Genomic DNA, 19,550 nt, shown 5'->3' on the forward strand with positions numbered 1-19,550 from the left:
CTTCCGAGAGCCAGAATAGAGAATTGACTCTGAGAGTAAACCAAAGCGGGGAGGGGGGCCAGAGCGGGAACGCCTTGGGGGCGGGTTGGTTTTGTTAGATGATTGAGGGATAAGAGTATTTCACAATATTATTTATGGATATAACAGTCCTTGGGTATAGTCGGGAACATCGCCGATCATCCATTAAGAAAAGGTCTGTCCATGAAGCTCCGCCTTGCCCTGGCCGCACTGTTGCTGGCCGCGACCGGCTCCGCGCTGGCCGACGCCACTCTGCTCAACGTGTCCTATGACGTGATGCGCGACTTCTACAAGGACTACAACCCGGCTTTCCAGAAAGCCTATAAGGCCAAGACCGGCGAAACCGTCACCCTGCAACAGTCGCACGGCGGCTCCAGCAAGCAGGCGCTGGCGGTGGCCAACGGCCTGGCCGCCGATGTGATCACCATGAACCAGGCCACCGATATCGACTTGCTGGCGGGCAAGGGCTTGGTGCCGGCCAACTGGGCCAGCCGGCTGCCCAACCACGCGGTGCCGTTCACCTCCACCATCGTGTTCCTGGTGCGCAAGGGCAACCCGCAGCAAGTGCGCGACTGGAGCGACCTGGCCAAGCCGGGTTTGAAAGTGGTTATTCCCAATCCCAAGACTTCCGGCAACGGCCGTTACAGCTACCTGGCGGCCTGGGGCTATGCCTTGAAGCAGCCGGGCGGCAATGAGGCCAAGGCCCAGGACCTAGTGGGCAAAATCTTCAAGAACGTGCCTGTGCTGGACGGCGGCGGCCGCGCCGCCACCACTACCTTCATGCAGCGCCAGATCGGCGATGTGTTGGTGACCTTCGAGAACGAGGCGGAAATGATCGCCCGCGAATTCGGCCGCGGCGGCTTTGAAGTGGTTTACCCCAGCCTGTCGGTGCTGGCCGAGAACCCGGTGTCGGTGGTGGACAAGGTGGTGGACCGCAAGGGCAGCCGCAAGCAGGCGGAAGCCTATCTGCAATACTTGTGGAGCCCGGATGGCCAGAAACTGGCCGCGGAAAACTACCTGCGTCCGCAAGACCCGGTGGTGGCCAAGCAGTTCGCCTCCCGCTTCCCGGCGGTGAAGACCTTCACCGTGGCCAGCGTGTTCGGCTCCTGGGCCGCGGTCAACCAGAAGCATTTCGCCGACGGCGGCAGCTTCGACCAGATCTTCAGCAAGAAATGAGCGCATGATGGCGGCCAGCGGCTTTAATCTGATCAATAAGCGCCACTCGGTGCTGCCCGGCTTCGGCCTGTCCTTCGGCATCACCCTGTTCTGGCTGGGCCTGATCGTGCTGTTGCCCTTCGCCGCGCTGCTGTGGTCCGCGCACGGCATGGGCTGGGCGGCCTTCGTCGATGCGGTGGCCCATGAGCGCGTGGTCGCCGCCATCCGCCTGTCCTTCGTCTCCGCCGGCATCGCCGCGCTGATCAATCTGCTGTTCGGCTTTCTGGTGGCCTGGGTGCTGGTGCGTTACCGCTTTCCCGGCAAACGGCTGATTGACGCGTTGGTGGACCTGCCGTTCGCGCTGCCCACCGCCGTGGCCGGCATCGCGCTGACCACGCTGTACGCGCCCAACGGCTGGATAGGCCAATACCTGGAGCCGCTGGGCCTGAAAGTGTCGTTCACCCCGCTGGGCATCATCGTGGCGTTGACCTTCATCGGCCTGCCCTTTGTGGTGCGCACGGTGCAGCCGGTGTTGGAAGACCTGGAGCGCGAACTGGAAGAAGCCGCCACCTGCCTGGGCGCCGGGCGCTGGGACATCTTCCGGCGCGTGATCTTCCCGGCGGCGCTGCCGGCCTTGATTACCGGCGGCGCGATGGCCTTCGCTCGCGCCACCGGCGAATACGGCTCGGTGATCTTCATTGCCGGCAATATCCCCATGGTGTCGGAAATCGCCCCGCTGATCATCGCCGCCAAGCTGGACCAGTTCGACCAGCACGGCGCGGTAGCGGTGGCGCTGGTGATGCTGGCCATCTCCTTCCTGATTCTTTTCGCCATCAACCTCATCCAATGGTGGGCCGCGCGCCGCCACGGCGCGGGTAAATGATATGCAAAGCCTGACCACTGAATCGCGCCTGGTGCGCTATCTGTTGACCGGCCTGGCCTTGGTCTTTTTGTTCCTGTTCCTGTTGGTGCCGCTGTTGGCGGTGTTCTGGGAAGCTTTCCGCAAAGGTTGGGACCTGTACCTGGCAGCGCTGACCGAGCCGGACGCGCTGGCGGCGATCAAGCTGACCTTGATCGCCGCCGTCATCGCCGTGCCGCTGAACCTGGTGTTCGGCGTAGCGGCGGCCTGGGCCATTGCTCGTTTTGAATTCCGCGGCAAGAGTTTCCTGACCACGCTGATCGACCTGCCGTTCGCGGTGTCGCCGGTGGTGGCCGGCCTGATGTACGTGCTCTTGTTCGGCGTCAACACCGCGCTGGGCGGCTGGCTGCAACAGCATGGCCTGCAAGTGATCTTCGCCGTCCCCGGCATCGTGTTGGCCACCGTCTTCGTCACCTTCCCCTTCGTGGCCCGCGAACTGATTCCGCTGATGCAGGCGCAAGGCGCGGACGAGGAGCAGGCGGCGCTGGTGTTGGGCGCGTCTGGATGGCAAACCTTTTGGCGCGTCACCCTCCCCAATGTCAAATGGGGCCTGCTCTACGGCGTGATCCTGACCAATGCCCGCGCGATGGGGGAATTCGGCGCGGTGAGCGTGGTTTCCGGCCATATCCGCGGCCAGACCAACACCATTCCGCTGCATGTAGAAATCCTGTACAACGAGTACAACTTCGTCGGCGCCTTCGCCTGCGCTTCGCTCTTGGCCTTCCTCGCCCTGGTCACCCTGGGCGTCAAGAGCCTGGTGGAGTGGCGGATGGCGCGACAGAGCGACGCCGCCGCGGAACGCAGCGCGGCCGCTCGCCTGGCCGCCGCCGGCCGCGCCATAGCTAAGGACCAGCCCGCATGAGCATAGAAATCCGCAATATCCGCAAACAGTTCGGCGACTTCGTCGCGCTGGACAATGTCAGCCTCAACGTGGAGGCCGGCGAACTGCTGGCGCTGCTGGGGCCGTCCGGCTGCGGCAAGACCACCTTGCTGCGCATCATCGCCGGCCTGGAACAGCCGGACGCCGGGCAAGTGCTGTTTGCCGGCGCCGACGCCACCCACACCCACGTGGCCGAGCGCGAAGTGGGCTTCGTGTTCCAGCATTACGCGTTGTTCCGCCACATGACGGTGTTCGACAACGTGGCCTTCGGCCTCAGCGTCAAGCCGCGCAAGAGCCGGCCTGGCAAAGACGAAATCCGCGACAAAGTAATGCAGCTGCTGAAAATGGTGCAGCTGGACTGGCTGGCGGACGCCTATCCCGGCCAGCTGTCCGGCGGCCAGCGTCAGCGCATCGCCCTGGCGCGTTCGCTGGCGGTGGAGCCCAAGGTGCTGCTGCTGGACGAACCCTTCGGCGCGCTGGACGCCAAGGTGCGCAAGGACTTGCGCCGTTGGCTGCGCGACCTGCACAACGATATGCACATCACCAGCGTGTTCGTCACTCACGATCAGGAAGAGGCGCTGGAAGTGTCGGACCGGGTAGTGGTGATGGACCACGGCCACATCGAGCAAGTGGGCCGCCCGGACGACATCTACGAAAACCCGGCCACCCCCTTTGTCACCCAGTTCCTGGGCGATGTGAACCTGTTCCACGGCCGCATCGAGCGCGGGCAATTGCAGATTGGCGGCTACGCCCATGCGCTGGAAGGGCTGAGCCTGGCCAGCGGCGACGAGGCGGTGGCCTATGTGCGCCCGCATGATCTGGATCTGTCGCGCCAGGCCGACGGCGCGCTGGCGCAGGGCACGGTGGAGCATATTCACGCGGTGGGGCCCATCGTGAGGGTGGAACTGGTGCAGGCCGACGGCCGGAGCATTGAGGCGGCGGTGAGCAAGGAGCGTTACCGCGAGTTGGGCGTCTTGCCCGGCGACAGCCTGTACGTGACGCCGAAGAAGCTGTCGGTGTTCGCCAAACAGGAAGGTCAGGATTACGTGATCTGAGAGCTTGTCGTCTTCATTCAAAACGCCCCGGAAACCGGGGCGTTTTTTGTTTGAACGATGGTTGGTCTAGCTTGTTGGTGGGTATCGCCTGCGGCTCCACCCACCGCAAGGCGCTTAGCGGTTTCGCAGGCGGATGCGGCGGAAGCGCGCTTCCAGCTTGAGCCGTTGTCCCAGCACCAGGTAGAGCTGGTGTTGGCTATCTACATGGCGGTAAACCCGGACCCGGTCCGCGCCCAACAGCATCATGATTTCCAGATAGTTGAAAAAGCCCATCCACTGGCCGCGTCCGTCGCGGTCGTCAAAGTCGATGTCCCGCGCCACGCGGCTGAGCAGGCCTTTGCCAACGTATTCGCGGTTGTCCTTCATCCATTGCAACAGGTGAGCCGCGCATTCGCGGCCGTAGGCGCTGTCGGCGGGGTAATCCTTGCGGGGCGCGGGCATTTGCCAGTAATGCCGATAGGTGCGGCCGGGGCAGAAGCGAACAAAGGGGAGCAGGGCTTCCTGCTGTTCCAGCGAGTGCAGTTTGTAGCGGCGACGACGGGGAAAGTTTTGAGCGTGATGCATGGTGTTTCTCCTGCTGTGACACAAGATAAACCACCTGCCGGGGGAAGCTGAGGTATTAGGCAGGCGCGTGGCAGGATTGGCGTACCGGTCCGAAGTCTAGCCGGCGAGTGCATAGCACTCTCCCACCATGCGCCTGCCAAAATGGCTTTGCCATGGATAAAGCAGCCAACGCAGCATGCTGCGTTGGCTTGTCGACTTCGGAAACGAGACGCCAATCCCGTGTGCCGCATGTGGGCGGCAACGTGGGGATTGTTCCTGAGGGAGTGCTTGGGGTCAAGGCGGTGTGGCTGGTTCAGCAAGGTGTGCGGGTGAGGATTAGGCAAGCGCGTAGCGGGATTGGCGTACCGAGTGAACTCCAAACCGGTGAGTGCATTACACTCTCCCTCCATGCGCCTGCCAAATGACGTAGCAAGGCTGGGATTGTTGCCGAGGAAAAGGGGTGGATCAAGGCGACGTGGTGAGTTTGGTTAGGTGAGAGGGTTTTGAATCCGCTGCGCGGATGATGATTTTCATTGCCGGGGCTGCCCGGCGGGCAGGAAGGGGAATTTGCGCGGCCAAATTCCCCTTCACCCCAAAGGCCGCCCTGCAAGCCTGGCCTACGGCTTCCCGCCGGGGCCCGTCAGGCCCGAGGCGCGGCTGAACTCGCAGCGCGCTACCGTCGCGCTGCTCGAACAGGTAGCCGCTTAAGACCTCGGGCCTGCCACCCGTCGGCAGGCTTGAAGGGACTGGGGGCGCGTCGGCTACGTGGTTTCTTCTTGAAACATCATCCGCAAAGCGGATGCAACAATCCCCTCACGCAAATACCAAAGCCCCGGTCAAATCCCCCGGCGGCTGCGCGCCGCGCGCGCGGAAGGCCGCATTGCGCGCGCTCACCCCCTCCAACTCCGGCAAATCATGCAGCCGGCTGATGAAACGGATGATGGACGTCGTATCGTAAAAGGTGTGATCCACATGCCCGCGCTTGGCGAACGGCGACACGATGATCGCCGGAATCCGCGAACCCGGCCCCCAGCGGTCCCCCTGCGGCGGCGCCACATGGTCCCACCAGCCACCGTTCTCGTCATGGGTGATCACCACCAGCATGTGCTTCCATTGCGGCCCGCTCATCAAATGCTGCAACACATTGGCCACGTGACGGTCGCCGGACTCCACGTCGGAATAACCGGCGTGCATGTTCAGATTCCCCTGCGGTTTGTAGAAGGCCACCGCGGGCAGTTTGCCGGCCACGGCGTCGGCGATGAAGCGGTTGGAAATCGGGCTATCGCCCAGGCCGCCGTCCAGCAGATGGCGCTCGCGGGCGGCGCTGCCGGGCGCGAACTGGCGGAAGTAGTTGAAGGGCTGGTGATGATATTGGAAGTTGGGCGCGTCGCCGCCGCCCTTGCCGTCCAGCGCCGCCTGCCAGCTGCCGCCGTACCAGGCCCAGCCGATGTGTTTTTCGGACAAGAGATCGCCTATGGTGCGGTAGCTTTGCGGCGGCAGGGTGCTGGGGTCTTGCGGGTCGGCATAGCGGTTGTCGCCGCCTTCCGCCGGCCGCACGAAGCTGGGTTGGTAGGGCGGGGCCATGGTGTTGACCGCGTAGCCGTCCGGGGTGATGGCGCCGTTATTGACGAATTTGGGCGGGCCGTCCAGCGCCGAGGCCGGGGACTTGGGGTCCAGCGCCAGCCGGCGGCCGGTGGGGCCGTCGGCCAGCACGGCGATTTTTTTCTTGGCGGGGGTGTTGGCGGCGTTGAAGTATTCCGGGGTGCGCGCGGCGATCAGGAACTGGTGATTGAGGTAGGAGCCGCCGAAGGCCGCCATGAAGAAGTTGTCGCACAGGGTGAAGCGGCGGGCGATCTGCCATTGATTGAGGGTGCGCGCGGTGTCCGGGTAGTGGCCCATCACCAGCGCGCCGGAATCGGCCCAGGCGACGAACTGGTCGTTGCGGCCGTCGTTGATCTGCATCTGGTTGTGATAGAACAGATGGCAGAGGTCGCGGGTGATCACCGCTTCCGGCAAGGGCTGGCCTTCGGCATCTTTCAGCGGGAACGGCGCGTTGGGTAGGCCGTGGATGTCTTTTTCTTCGATGAAGTAGCGCTTGCCGGCCACGGTCTGGCCGGTGGGCACCAGGCCGCCCCAGATCTTGGGCAGGCCGGACAGCGGGCGGCCGTCGCGGTCGTTTTGCAACGCCTGCTCCGGCTTGACGGCGCTTAGCGGCTGGGCCACGCCGGGGAAGTTGCCGTAGAGGTTGTTGAAGCTGCGGTTTTCCAGGTAGATCACCACCACATTCTTGATATTGGCCTTGAGCAAGGCGTCCAGCTGGCCGCGGCGTGGATGGCCGGACGGCGTTGCCGCCGCCGTGGGCAGCGCACAGCTAGCGCCGATGGCGGCCAGGCCTTCGAACAGGCGGCGGCGGGAAGGGTCTTGCGGGGCGTCCGTTTCGGCTTGCTGCGGGCTGTCCTGATCTTCGCTGGCGTTCATGCTGTGATCCTTGGTCTAGAGAGTGCGGTGGCGGCGCGCGTCAGCCGGATGGCCGGCGTGTTCCATTGTCCATCATCCCGCCGCGGTATTGCGGCGGGATGTCGGCGTGCGGAGATTAAGATTAATCGATGCGCAACGCGGCGGCGCGCGCTTCCGCCAGCGGTTGGATAATTTCCTCCGGCAGGAATTCGCGGAACAGCGCGTCCGCCGGCGGCTGGTCGCGCAGCAGTTCTATCGGGTCGCGGCCGTCTATGCTGCCAAGGTTGGGCGCGTGGACAAAGTAACCCAGCAGCCGTTGCAACCGCGGCGGCAGCGTGCGGGCCAGTTCCCGGGAGACGGCGAGGTATTGGTTCTCCGCCTGGCGCAGCCAGCCCAGGTTGTAGCTGATGACGACGCCGGTGCGCGCTTGTGCGCTCTGGTTGGCGCCGCCGCCGTGGATCAGCGAGCCCAGATAGATCAGCACCGAGCCGGCGGGCATGGCGGCGCTGATGACTTCTTCCGGCTTGGGATCGCGCGGTTCCGGCCAGCGGTGGCTGCCGGGCACTACGCAGGTGGCGCCGTTCTGTTCGGTGAAGTCGTCCAACGCGTACATGCAGTTGATCATTTTTTCCGATCCGGGCGCGGTGCCGGGAAACATCAGGTCGTCGCTGTGCAGGAATTGACGCGGTTCGCCGGGGCCGATGCTGATGGCCTGGGTGAGGTTGAGCTGGTATTCGCGGCAGCCGCGCAGCAGGAAGGCGTCCATCACTTGCAGGATCAAGGGGTGGATGGCGAGTTCGCGGGTGACGGGCACGCGTTCTATCAGGCCGCTGATCCTGCGGGTGGCGTAGCCGTAGAAGTCGCCCTGGCAGGGGGAGGAGCGGTCCAGCAGCGGTTGCAGCTGGGAGCGGAACTGCGCCAGGCCATCCGGGGTCAACAGATGTTCTATCACGATGCCGCCGTCTTGTTCTAGCGCGGCGATCAGGGTTTCCGGAGCGGTGTCCGGGAGGAAGCGTTGCAGGCAGGGCATGTCTTGGGTTCCATCGTTTTATTAAAGAACCGGCGGCAGGGCCGCGGCGGTGTGGATGTCGAGAGATGTTATCTTCTGGATATTTACCGTGCCTGCGGAGCCGGCCTTTAGGTCAGGTGATAGATTATCTTTATAGTGAATGTATTTATTAATGTGAATTCGCGCCTGCCGCGCCTTGTGTCCGGCGGGTTGTCGACCTTACCCTGAGCCTTCCCCGCCACCCCAGTCTGGAGTCCACATGAGTGTGTCCTTGTTGAGCCGCTACGCTTTTTTCTCCTGTTGCCTGTTGTTCACGCTGTTCAGCTTGCCCTTCGTTCACTATGAGTGGTTGTGGCCGTTCACGCTGGCCGCCGCCGCGTTGACGCTGCTGGGGGTGTTCGATTTGCTGCAAACTCGCCATGCGGTGCGTCGCAACTATCCGATTCTGGGCAATATCCGTTACCTGGTGGAAAGCATTCGCCCGGAAATCCGCCAGTACCTGCTGGAGTCCGACCGCGAGCAACTGCCGTTCTCGCGCGCTCAGCGTTCTTTGGTGTACGCGCGGGCCAAAAACGAGGGCGCGGACAAGCCGTTCGGCACCTTGATCGATGTGTATCAGCCAGGTTTCGAGTTCATCAGTCATTCGATGCGGCCGGCGCCGCTGAGCGATCCGGCCGGTTTTCGCGTGGAAATCGGCGGCCCGCAGTGCAGCCAGCCGTATTCGGCTTCTTTGTTCAATGTGTCGGCGATGAGCTTTGGCGCGCTCAGCGCCAACGCCATCCGCGCCTTGAATCAGGGCGCGCAGCGCGGCGATTTCTACCACGACACCGGCGAGGGCAGCATCAGCCCTTATCACTTGGAGCATGGCGGCGCGCTGGTGTGGGAGCTGGGCAGCGGCTATTTCGGCTGCCGAGACGCGGCCGGCGGTTTCGATGCGGAGCGCTTTGCCGAACAGGCGCGCAATCCACAGGTGAAGATGGTAGAGATCAAGCTGAGCCAGGGCGCCAAGCCCGGCCACGGCGGCATTTTGCCCAAGCACAAGGTGACGCCGGAAATCGCCGCCACCCGCGGCGTGCCGTTGGGGCAGGATTGCGTGTCGCCGTCGCGCCACAGCGCGTTTTCAACGCCGATCGAGCTGATGCGCTTCATCGCCCGGCTGCGTGAGCTGTCCGGCGGCAAGCCGGTGGGCTTCAAGTTTTGTCTGGGTCATCCGTGGGAGTTCATGGGCATTGCCAAGGCGATGCTGGAAACGGGGATTCTGCCGGACTTCATCGTGGTGGACGGCAAGGAAGGCGGCACGGGGGCGGCGCCGCTGGAGTTCACCGACCATATCGGCGTGCCGCTGCGCGAAGGTTTGCTGTTTGTCCACAATGTGCTGGTGGGCTTGAATCTGCGGGACAAGATCAAGATCGGCGCCAGCGGCAAGCTGGTCAGCGCTTTCGACATCGCCAGCGTGCTGGCGATAGGCGCGGACTGGGCCAATTCCGCGCGCGGCTTCATGTTCGCCATCGGCTGCATCCAAAGCCAGAGCTGTCACACCAACCGTTGCCCCACCGGGGTGGCGACGCAGGACGCGCTGCGTCAGCGCGCGCTGGTGGTGCCGGACAAGGCGGATCGAGTGTTCCATTTTCATCGCAACACCATGAAGGCGCTGGCGGAGATGCTGGCCTCGGCCGGGCTGGAGCACCCGTCGCAGTTGCGGCCGCACCATTTGGTGCGCCGCGTCAGCGACACCGAGATCAGGCTGTTTTCGCAGCTGCACGTCTTTTTGCAGCCGGGCGAGTTGCTGGAGCCGGAGATCAAGGCGGCGTTCTACGGCCGCATGTGGCAGATGGCGCGGGCGGACAGCTTCGAGGCGCAGCCTGTCTGAGTCTATTGCGGAGAGGGCGAGACGCCGGCTTCTTCGTCGTCCGCGTCCTTGGACGGCGGCACGATGCGCCATTGGCCGTCCTGACGGCTGAAGCGCATCCGCTGCTCGCGCTCCACCGGCTTGCCGGTAAGTTTGCGGCCCTGGTAGCTGACTTCGCAGTCCAGGGTGGCGTTTTCTTCATCGTTCTGACAATCGCTCACTGAGGTGACGCGCAGGTCCTTGAGCATGGATTCCAGCATCGAGCGCATCAGCACGGTGTGGGTGGATTCCGGCTTGTTGTTGAATTCGGCGAGGGCCTGGGTCTTGAAGGCGGCTTCCGCCTCGGCCGGCGTTGGTTGCTCGCTCGGGGCGGCTTGGGAGAGGCCGGCGGCCAGGCCGGTGAGCGCCATGATGATGTATTTTTTCATGCCGCGACTTTAAGCCGGTTTGCCCGGCGGCGGCAAGATAGTAGGCGGTGTCGACCCGGCGCGGGTTTTTATTTGCGGTGGTGGGCGATCAGCTTGGCCAGCGCGGCGCTGACCAGCGGGTTGCTGACGCTGGCGGCGGCCTCTTCCATGCCGTCCAGTGCGTTCTGGCTGATCTTCAGCGTTTTTTCCTTGGGTTTGCGAGCCAGGCGGATATCCACTTTGACCCGTACTTTGCCGGCCACATAGCCTTGCTGCGCCAGTTGCGGCAGCAGGCCGGGGGCCAGCATGCGCAGGCGAGCGGCGATGATGCCGGTATCGGTGTAAATCACTAGTTCGTCGTCGCGGATGCGCACGGCGCGGCAAGTGCCGGCCAGTTGCGGCGGCAGCAGTTTCTGGAAGGCGCGGTCCAGCCGCATCAGCGCCTGGGCTTCGGCGGTGAGGCGGGTCAGGGTGCCGTCGAGACGGGCGATATCGGTGAATTGGCGTCCGGACATGGCGGGCTGCGGAATGAAAACAAGTCATTGTAGCCGCTGGCGGGCCGTGTTTGGAGATAAGCTGGCGTCCTCGTCCCGTCGACCAGGCCGCCAGCGGCGCTTATTGACCGCCTTCCACGTCTTCCAGACTGAAGGTTTCGGTGTGGTCGTTGTAGGAGAAGATTTCCGCGTAGCGTCCCCAGCTGATCACGGTGTCCAGCGTCTCCTCGGCGGTTTCGTCGGACAGAGAGTCCTCCAGTTCCTGAGCGAAGCGCAGCCGCGGTGCGCGTTGGCCTGGACGCTCTTGCAGCACTTTGCGGATGTGGGCGGCCATGGGCACATGGCGCAGCAGGTGTTCGGCGAACTGCACTTTGCGTTCCTGGGTGCCGTAGTCGGCGAACAGTTTGCCGGCGGCGGTGAGCAGGATGTCGCCGTCTTTCAGTTCGGCGAAGCCCAGATGTTCCAGGATTTCGGCCACCGGGAACAGTTCGTCCACTTCCAGCCGTAGTTTCTCCGCGATTTCCGGCATATCCGCTTTGCCGTGATAGGGCGCTTGAGCCACTTCCTCAATCAAGCCGGCCATCAGGTTGGTGGACACCTCGCTTAACTGGCTGCCGATTTCCAGCGGCAACTTGTGCAGGGTGTGGGCGCTGCGGCGCGCGGTCATCAGCGCGTAGATGTCGTCCACCATTTTGCGGAAGGCCGGGTCCAGCCGGTTGCGGCGGTGCGGGAACGGCACTTTGATTTCCGCCACCACGCGGCCGGGGTTGGACGACAGCACCAGGATGCGGTCGCACATGAATACGGCTTCTTCGATATTGTGGGTGACGATGAGCACGGACTGGATGGGCAGCTGGCCTTCGCTCCACAGGTCCAGCATGTCGGTGCGCAGCGTTTCGGCGGTGAGCACGTCCAGCGCGGAGAAGGGTTCGTCCATCAAGAGCAGGGTGGGGTTGACCACCAGGCCGCGGGCGAAGCCGACGCGTTGGCGCATGCCGCCGGACAGTTCGCGCGGGTAGGCGTTCTCGAAACCGTCCAGACCGATCAGGTCGATGGCGGCCAGCGCGCGGCGGCGGCGTTCCTTGGCTTCCACGCCCAGCGCCTCCAGCCCGGCTTCCACGTTTTGCAGCACGGTCAGCCAGGGGAATAGCGCGAAGGTCTGGAACACCATGGCCACGCCTTCGGCCGGGCCGGTCAGGGGCTTGCCGTGGTAACTGACATTGCCGCTGCTTTGTTTGATCAGGCCGGCGATGATGCGCAACAGGGTGGATTTGCCTGAGCCGGAGCGGCCTAGCAGGCCGACGATTTCGCCTTCGCGCAGCGTCAGGTTGACGTCGTCCAGCACCTGGATTTCATCATTGCCCTTGTTGAAACCGCGGCAAACGTTTTCCAGCCGGAAAATCTCCCGCCCCGGGGTGATGGTGTCTTGAGTCATGGTTGCCCCCTTAGTTGAGACGGAGTTTGTTTTCGGCGGCGGCGTACATCGGCCGCCACAGCAGGCGGTTGAACAGGACGACAAAGATGGACATCACGGTGATGCCCAGCAGGATCTTGGGGTAGTCGCCGGCGGCTGTGGTTTGGGCAATGTAAGCGCCCAGGCCGTGAGCGGCCAGCTTGTCGTCGCCCCAGGACACGTATTCGGACACGATGCTGGCGTTCCAGGCCCCCCCCGATGCGGTAATCGCGCCGGTGACGTAGTAGGGGAAGATGCCGGGCAGCATCACTTGCCGCCACCATTGCCAGCCGCGGATGCGGAAATTGGCCGCCGCTTCGCGAAAATCGTTGGGGAAGGCGCTGGCGCCGGCCACCACATTAAACAGGATGTACCACTGGGTGCCGAGCACGATCAGCGGCGACAGCCAGATATCCGGGTTGAGTTTGAAGTGGACGATGAAGACCACGAACACCGGGAACAGCAAATTGGCCGGGAAGGCGGCCAGGAACTGGGCCAGCGGCTGGATCTTTTCCGCCAGCGCCGGGCGCAGGCCGATGTGCACGCCCAGCGGTACCCAGACGATGGAGGCGAGCAGGATCAGCAGTGATACCCGCACCAGGGTGATCAGACCCAGGCCCAGCACGCGCAGCACTTCGGAGACGCCCACCTCGGTGTGGATGAAGGTCACCAGTTTCCAGCTGGTCAGCAGGCCCAGCACCGCCACCAGCAGCCACCAGACCACGTCTATGCCGCGAGACACCGAGGTTTGCGCCTCCGAGTGCAGACCTTGCGGCAGGCGGTAATTGAGGCGTAGCCGGGCGGTTTTGCGCAGTAACTTGCCAAAGGGTTTGAGCAGCAGCTGGATGGCGCGGGTGCGCTGGATCAGCTTGAGCACCCAGGACTCCGGCGCGGATTGGCTGGCGGTGTCTTCCAGGCGGAATTTATCGGCCCAAGCCACCATCGGGCGGAACAGGAACTGGTCGTAGATGACGATGACCACGGTCATGGTCAGAATCACCCAGCCCACGGCGGCCAGATTCTTGTTCTGTATGGCCATGGCCAGGTAGGAGCCGACGCCGGGCAGGGTGACGGTCTTGTCGCCGACGGTGATGGCTTCCGAAGCCACCACGAAGAACCAGCCGCCGGACATGCTCATCATCATGTTCCAGATCATGCCGGGCATGGAGAACGGCACTTCCAGCTTCCAGAACTTTTGCCACGGCGTGAGCCGCAGATTGAGCGAGACTTCTTCCAGATCGCGCGGCACGGTGCGCAGCGATTGGTAGAAGCTGAAGGTCATGTTCCAGGCCTGGCTGGTGAAGATGGCGAAGATGGCGGCGAACTCCGCGCCCAGCACCCGGCCGGGAAACAGCGCCAGGAAGAAGGTGACGGTGAAGGAGATATAGCCCAGCACCGGCACTGATTGAAGGATGTCCAGCATGGGCACCAGCAGCAGGCCGGCTCGGCGGCTCTTGGCCGCCAGCGTGCCGTAGATCAGCGTGAAGACCAGTGCGGCGGCCATGGCGGCCAGCATGCGCAGCGTGGTGCGCAGCGCGTATTCCGGCAGGTTGGCCGGGTCCAGCGTGATGGGCACGGTTTGCAGCGCGGTCAGCGGCGCCCAGGTTTCGCGGATGCCGGTGGTGGCCATCAGCAGGAAACCGAGCAGGAGCGGAAACGCGATCAGATCCCAGCGGTTGGGAATCAACCGTTTGGCCGTGGCGGGCATGAAATGGCGGACAACGGTAGTCATCTGGCCTCTCCGATTTAGCGCCGCCGATGCCGGCGGTTTGTTGTCTGTTTTGTCCGGGCGGAGTTGCGGCGGAAAGCCGGCCCGACGATCTGGCATTGCGGCGCGACGCGCGGCCGGGATCGGCCCGGCTGCCTTCACAGCATAGGTCAGCATCACGGCTGGCGAGGCTGTCGCGAGGGCGGATTGGTGGCAGGGAAATGCGCGTGGCGTAGGCGCTGGATACTAGCAGAGTTGCGTGGATGGGAATGTTACCGGCGTCGCAGATTTGTTGGGGTTTTGTGACGGATTGTACGGTTTGAAACTGAGTGGCGTTTCGCCACCCGCGCCGGCCGTTCCGTGCGGGTGGCCGCGCCGATGCTTACAACACGTTGACGGCGGCGCTGCCGGCCGCCACCTCCACGGTTTTGACGCTGGCTGTGGCCGGGTTGGGCGCCGAGCCGCCGCTCAGCGTGCCCACTTTGTGGAAGGCGCAGCTGAGTTTGGCCGGCGTCAGCGTCACTAGCGCGTAACCCTGAGCGTCGCTGTCCACGTATTTGAGCCAGCTGTTGAAGTTTTGCAAGGTGCTGGTGAAGGTGTTGACCACCTGGCCGCTGACCGTGGTGTAGATCAGCGGTTTGGCTTTGGAGAAGGCCGGCACGGTGTCCACCACGTTCTTGAAATAACTGAACAGCGAGTTGCTGGAAACGCCGGCGGTGACCAGATCCACCATCACCGGGCTGGGGCTGGCGGCGTCGTAGTCATCCATTACCGGGCCGGCGAAGAAGGCGTGGATGTCGCCGGTGAGCGCCACCACATTGGCGATGCCTTGAGCTTTCAGATAGGTCATCAGCGCTTTGCGCTCGGCATTGTAGCCGTCCCACTGGTCGGCGTTGAGGATGAATTTGTCGAAGAACATCGACGGGGGCAGGCTGGCGTCCAGGCCGGGCTTGATGGCGGTGTTGAACATGCCAGCGGAGATCGCGCCGCCGCTGAGGGTGCTCAACAGCGGCTGGGTGTTGGTATAACTGACGACGGGTGTGGAGCCGCTGGTGTTGGCGGCGGCCAGGTCCAGATAGAGCGCGCCTTGCAACTGGGCGATCTGCGGCTGGGTCAGCGTCAGGCCCAGGCCGGCCAGTTGCGGCGCCAGGCCCTGGGTCAGCAGCGAGGCCACCGCGATGGTGCCGTCGAAACCCATGCGCAGCAGCGAGACCTCATTGCCCCAAAGCTTCCACGTGGTGGAGGCGGACTTCATCTGGTTCTGCCACCAGGCGCGCTGGGTTTCACCCAGGATGGAGACATTGAGCAGATTGCCGCCAGTGGAGGCCATCTTGCTGGCCTCCACCTGGGCCAGGGTGTTTTTCTGCACGAAGTAGCGGCTGCCTATCTCGCTGCCGGCCTGGGTTTCCGGAATGATGTGGTCGCTGCGGTACAAGCGCTCGTCGGTCATCACCAAGGTGGCGAGGTCGCCGAACGTAAAGCTGCGGTAGATCTGGATGTTTTGGAACGAGGGGTTGTTCAGGTCCAACTGCACGTCGGCCGGCATATTCTCGAACCAGGCCTGGCTGGCGCTGCGGCGGCGCGCGGTTTGCGGCGAACTATCGTCGGTGGTGGTGTACTCCTGGCGGTCTTGCCAGCAGTCGTCGGAAAACTCGTGGTCGTCCCAGATCGCAATCATCGGGAAGCTGGCGTGCAGTTTCTGCAAGCGGGCGTCGTTGCGGTAGGACTTGTACAGCGAGCGGTAGTCCGCCAGCGTGGTGGCGTAGCGGGCGCCGTCGGCGCGCTGGGTACCGTTGGGCAGGCTCAGCGCCGGATGGCGGGTTTCGTTGCCGCCGCTCTGGAAGCCGGCGCCGACAGTTTCGTAGATGTAGTCGCCCAGATGGACGATGAAGTCCAGGTCCTGATTAGCGAGCTCGTCAAAAGCGCCCCAGTGGTTGACGCTCCAGTCCTGACAGGAAATGAAGGCGAACTTGAGCTGTGACAGCGGCGCGCCGGCGGCTGGCGCGGTCTTGGTGCGGCCGGTCATGCTGACCGCCGGGCCGGTGAGGAAGCGGTAGTAGTAGGTGGTGGCGCTGCCAAGGCCGGTGACTTTGTGGCGTATGGTGTAGTCCCAGTCCGGCTGGGCGCTGAGCGCCACGTTCACCAGCAGGGTGGAGAAGTCCGCGCGGTCGGACAATTGCAATGTGACCTTGACGTTTTGGCGGCCGTCGCCGCCGTCTGCCCGGGTCCACAGCACAATGCTGTCCGGCTTGGGGTCGCCGGAGGCTACGCCCTGGCCAAAGCCGCTGCCGTTGATGCCTAGCGCCGAACCTGCGCCTCCCGGCAGGCTGCCGGCGCCTCCTCCGCCGCACGCGGTCAAGCCGCCGGCGGCGGCGGAAGCGGTCAAGAAGCCGCTCCACTTCAGAAACTGTCTGCGGTCCATCGATGTCTCCCCTCTATTGTCTATGCGTGCTTGTGCTTGAATCGGGCCGTGGACGGCCCTTGTTGGAAAGGCGCTATTGTTGGAGGGGATTATTAAAGTGGCATGACAGCCAGTGTCAATTTAATTGAGTGTTTACTCGAATTCGTCCGGAAAACGTGGATTAAAACCAACACTTGTTTGAGTTGGGGTGGGTTCCGCCCGCAAGCGCGGCGCCATGGCCGCGCGCTTGCGGACAAGGCCTCGCCGCGACGGGCGGTTTTCACGCTGCGGTGGGGCGCAAACGAAAATAAAGACCGCGCGCAGGCGCTTGCCCCCTTGATACAGCGCAAGCGCGCCCCCATAAAATAAGGCGGCTAATGTGCTACACTTTCAAGCATTTTTGCGGACACCTTACCTAAACAGCCCGCTGGTCTCTGGAATTCGATTACATGATTTCTTCTTTGCTTAAAAAAGTATTCGGCAGCCGCAATGACCGGCTTCTGAAGCAATTCCACCAGACGGTGGTGCGCGTCAACGCTCTGGAAGAGGGCTTGAAAGCGTTGTCCGATGAGGCGTTGGCGGCCAAAACCGATGAGTTCAAGCAGCGCCTGGCCAAAGGCGAGACGGTGGACGACTTGTTGCCGGAAGCCTTTGCGGTGTGCCGCGAGGCCTCGCGTCGCGTGCTGGGCATGCGCCACTTCGACGTGCAGCTGATCGGCGGCATGGTGCTGCACTACGGCAAGATCGCCGAGATGCGCACCGGCGAGGGCAAGACTCTGGTGGCCACGCTGCCGTCCTACCTGAACGCGCTGACTGGCGACGGCGTGCACGTCGTCACCGTCAACGACTACCTGGCCAGCCGCGACGCCGGCATCATGGCCAAGTTGTACAACTTCCTGGGCCTCTCCGTCGGCGTCAACCTGTCCCAGATGCCGCACGACGAGAAGCAGCAAGCCTACGCTTGCGACATCACTTACGGCACCAACAACGAATTCGGCTTTGACTATCTGCGCGACAATATGGTGTTCAGCGTGGAAGAGAAGGTACAGCGCAAGCTGGCCTACGCGGTGATCGACGAGGTGGACTCCATCCTGATCGACGAAGCGCGCACCCCGCTGATCATCTCCGGCCCGGCAGACGACAATATCGACATGTACCAGCGCATGAACGCGGTGCCGCCGATGCTGAAGCGTCAGGAAACCGAAGAGGGCGAGGGCGATTACTGGGTGGACGAAAAGGCCAACTCGGTGATGATGTCCGAAGCCGGTCACGAGCACAGCGAAGAAATCCTGACCCGCTTGGGCCTGCTGAAGGAAGGCGACAGCCTCTATTCCGCCACCAACATCACGCTGATGCACCATCTGATGGCCGCCCTGCGCGCCCATTCGCTGTTCCACAAGGACCAGCACTACGTGGTGCAGGACGGCGAAGTGGTGATCGTGGACGAATTCACCGGCCGCCTGATGTCCGGCCGCCGCTGGTCCGAAGGCCTGCACCAGGCGGTGGAAGCCAAGGAAGGCGTGGAGATCAACCGCGAAAACCAGACGCTGGCTTCGATCACCTTCCAGAACTACTTCCGCTTGTACGGCAAGCTGGCCGGCATGACCGGTACCGCCGACACCGAAGCTTACGAATTCCAGAGCATTTACGGCCTGGAAACCGTGGTGATCCCGACCAACCGGCCGATGATACGCAAGGACGCGCAGGACAAGGTCTACCGTTCCGCCAAGGAAAAGTACGACGCCATCCTGGCAGACATCAAAGACTGCCACGAGCGCGGCCAGCCGGTGTTGGTGGGCACCACCAGCATCGAAAACTCCGAGCTGATCGCTGATCTGCTGCAAAAAGCCAAGCTGCCGCACAATGTGCTGAACGCCAAGGAACACGCGCGCGAAGCCGACATCGTGGTGCAGGCCGGCCGCCCCGGCGTGATCACCGTGGCTACCAATATGGCCGGCCGCGGCACCGACATCGTGCTGGGCGGCAATCCGGAGCCGGAGATCAAGGGCATCGAGTCCGACGACAGCCTGTCCGCAGAGGAAAAGCGCGCGCGCATCGACAAGATCCGCGCCGATTGGAAAGTGGTCCATGATCAGGTGTTGGCCGCCGGCGGCCTGCACATCGTGGGCACCGAGCGCCATGAGTCGCGCCGCATCGACAATCAGCTGCGCGGCCGTTCCGGCCGCCAGGGCGACCCGGGTTCCTCCCGCTTCTATCTGTGCCTGGAAGACCCGCTGCTGCGCATCTTCGCTTCCGACCGCGTCGCCGCGATCATGGACCGCCTGAAAATGCCGGAAGGCGAGGCGATCGAGCACCCCTGGGTGTCCCGCTCCATCGAGAACGCCCAGCGCAAGGTGGAAGGCCGCAACTTCGACATCCGCAAGCAATTGCTGGAGTACGACGACGTCGCCAACGACCAGCGCAAAGTGATCTACCAGCAGCGCAATGAAATCCTGGTGGAAAGCGATGTGTCCGACGTGGTGGTCAATATGCGCGAAGGCGTGTTGTCCGACCTGGTGGACCAACACCTGCCGCCGGAATCCATGGAAGAGCAATGGGACCTGACCGGCCTGGAAAAAACGCTGGAAGCCGAATTCCTGCTGCCGATCAAGGTCAGCGAGTGGCTGAAGGCCGAGCCGGCGCTGGACATCGAAAGCATCCGCGAACGCATCATCGAGCAAGCCGCCGAGACCTATCAGGCCAAGGTGGAACTGGCCGGCGACGGCGTGATGCGCCAGTTCGAGCGTAGCCTGGTGCTGCAGATGCTGGACAATCACTGGCGCGAACACTTGGCGGCGATGGATCATCTGCGCCAGGGCATTCATCTGCGCGGTTACGCGCAGAAGAACCCGAAGCAGGAATACAAGCGCGAAGCCTTCGAACTGTTCGCCGACATGCTGGAGCGCATCAAGCGCAGCGTGGTCAATGTGCTGATGACGGTGCAAATCCGCAGCCAGGAAGACGTGGACGCGGTGGAGCCGCACCAGGTGGGCGAGTATGAAATGCAGCACGCCGCGCCGGGTTCTGCCCTGGGCGATGAAGAAGAGAATCCGCTGTCTCCGGACGCGCTGGCCGCGCAGGGCCTGCGCATTGGCCGCAACGACGCCTGCCCTTGCGGCAGCGGCAAGAAGTACAAGCAGTGCCACGGCCGTTTGGAGTGATCCAGTAGCAAGAGCGTATAAAGCCGACGCGAGGGCGTCGG

The 19,550-nt window shown here is 63.3% G+C and carries 14 protein-coding genes; 6 read left to right on the plus strand and 8 right to left on the minus strand.

Going from position 1 to position 19,550, the window contains the following annotated elements; genetic code table 11:
• Positions 1-201: 201 nt before the first annotated feature.
• The 4 genes from GYH29_RS01420 to GYH29_RS01435 are packed head-to-tail and all read left to right on the plus strand — an operon-like array spanning position 202 to position 4,027.
• A complete protein-coding gene (locus GYH29_RS01420) occupies positions 202-1,194 on the plus strand; it encodes a sulfate ABC transporter substrate-binding protein (protein WP_161523081.1) in 993 nt (330 codons plus the stop codon).
• A 4-nt stretch (positions 1,195-1,198) separates the two neighbouring features.
• The gene (gene cysT / locus GYH29_RS01425; protein WP_019103753.1) at positions 1,199-2,056 is read left to right on the plus strand and encodes a sulfate ABC transporter permease subunit CysT; all 858 of its coding nucleotides are present in this window, start codon (positions 1,199-1,201) and stop codon (positions 2,054-2,056) included.
• Position 2,057: 1 nt separating this feature from the next.
• Entirely contained in the window at positions 2,058-2,954 is an 897-nt protein-coding gene (gene cysW, locus GYH29_RS01430) for a sulfate ABC transporter permease subunit CysW (protein ID WP_019103752.1), read from the plus strand.
• Positions 2,951-4,027, plus strand: coding sequence for a sulfate/molybdate ABC transporter ATP-binding protein (locus tag GYH29_RS01435; protein WP_019103751.1), 1,077 nt, complete (start codon positions 2,951-2,953; stop codon positions 4,025-4,027). Before cysW ends, GYH29_RS01435 begins: the two co-directional genes overlap by 4 nt.
• A 114-nt stretch (positions 4,028-4,141) precedes the next feature.
• Here the strand turns inward: GYH29_RS01435 and GYH29_RS01440 are convergent, their stop codons facing one another.
• The 3 genes from GYH29_RS01440 to GYH29_RS01450 all read right to left on the minus strand — a co-directional run bounded on the left by GYH29_RS01440 (position 4,142) and on the right by GYH29_RS01450 (position 8,057).
• Entirely contained in the window at positions 4,142-4,591 is a 450-nt protein-coding gene (locus GYH29_RS01440) for a hypothetical protein (RefSeq protein WP_043592361.1), read from the minus strand.
• Positions 4,592-5,383: 792 nt separating this feature from the next.
• Complete coding sequence (locus tag GYH29_RS01445) at positions 5,384-7,048, minus strand: acid phosphatase (protein ID WP_161523082.1); 1,665 nt, start codon at positions 7,046-7,048, stop codon at positions 5,384-5,386.
• A gap of 121 nt (positions 7,049-7,169) precedes the next feature.
• Positions 7,170-8,057: a phytanoyl-CoA dioxygenase family protein gene (locus GYH29_RS01450; protein WP_052052105.1), complete on the minus strand. Its 888-nt coding sequence runs from the start codon at positions 8,055-8,057 to the stop codon at positions 7,170-7,172.
• A 238-nt stretch (positions 8,058-8,295) separates the two neighbouring features.
• Between GYH29_RS01450 and GYH29_RS01455 the strand changes: the two genes are divergently transcribed.
• On the plus strand, positions 8,296-9,906 hold the full coding sequence (locus GYH29_RS01455; protein WP_043592359.1) for an FMN-binding glutamate synthase family protein: 1,611 nt from the start codon (positions 8,296-8,298) through the stop codon (positions 9,904-9,906).
• A gap of 2 nt (positions 9,907-9,908) precedes the next feature.
• Here GYH29_RS01455 and GYH29_RS01460 read toward each other — a convergent pair whose 3' ends face one another.
• The 5 genes from GYH29_RS01460 to GYH29_RS01480 all read right to left on the minus strand — a co-directional run bounded on the left by GYH29_RS01460 (position 9,909) and on the right by GYH29_RS01480 (position 16,369).
• Positions 9,909-10,313, minus strand: coding sequence for a hypothetical protein (locus GYH29_RS01460; RefSeq protein WP_161523083.1), 405 nt, complete (start codon positions 10,311-10,313; stop codon positions 9,909-9,911).
• Positions 10,314-10,381: 68 nt separating this feature from the next.
• Positions 10,382-10,807: a DUF721 domain-containing protein gene (locus GYH29_RS01465; RefSeq protein ID WP_019101716.1), complete on the minus strand. Its 426-nt coding sequence runs from the start codon at positions 10,805-10,807 to the stop codon at positions 10,382-10,384.
• Between the two features lie 100 nt (positions 10,808-10,907).
• Entirely contained in the window at positions 10,908-12,221 is a 1,314-nt protein-coding gene (locus GYH29_RS01470; RefSeq protein ID WP_043592358.1) for an ABC transporter ATP-binding protein, read from the minus strand.
• Positions 12,222-12,231: 10 nt separating this feature from the next.
• A complete protein-coding gene (locus GYH29_RS01475; RefSeq protein ID WP_019101718.1) occupies positions 12,232-13,971 on the minus strand; it encodes an ABC transporter permease in 1,740 nt (579 codons plus the stop codon).
• Between the two features lie 358 nt (positions 13,972-14,329).
• Entirely contained in the window at positions 14,330-16,369 is a 2,040-nt protein-coding gene (locus tag GYH29_RS01480) for an alkaline phosphatase D family protein (protein WP_161523084.1), read from the minus strand.
• A gap of 428 nt (positions 16,370-16,797) precedes the next feature.
• Between GYH29_RS01480 and secA the strand changes: the two genes are divergently transcribed.
• On the plus strand, positions 16,798-19,509 hold the full coding sequence (gene secA, locus GYH29_RS01485; protein WP_161523085.1) for a preprotein translocase subunit SecA: 2,712 nt from the start codon (positions 16,798-16,800) through the stop codon (positions 19,507-19,509).
• The last annotated feature ends 41 nt before the right edge of the window (positions 19,510-19,550 follow it).

The organism is Chromobacterium haemolyticum, assembly GCF_009936155.1.
GTDB lineage: Bacteria > Pseudomonadota > Gammaproteobacteria > Burkholderiales > Chromobacteriaceae > Chromobacterium > Chromobacterium haemolyticum.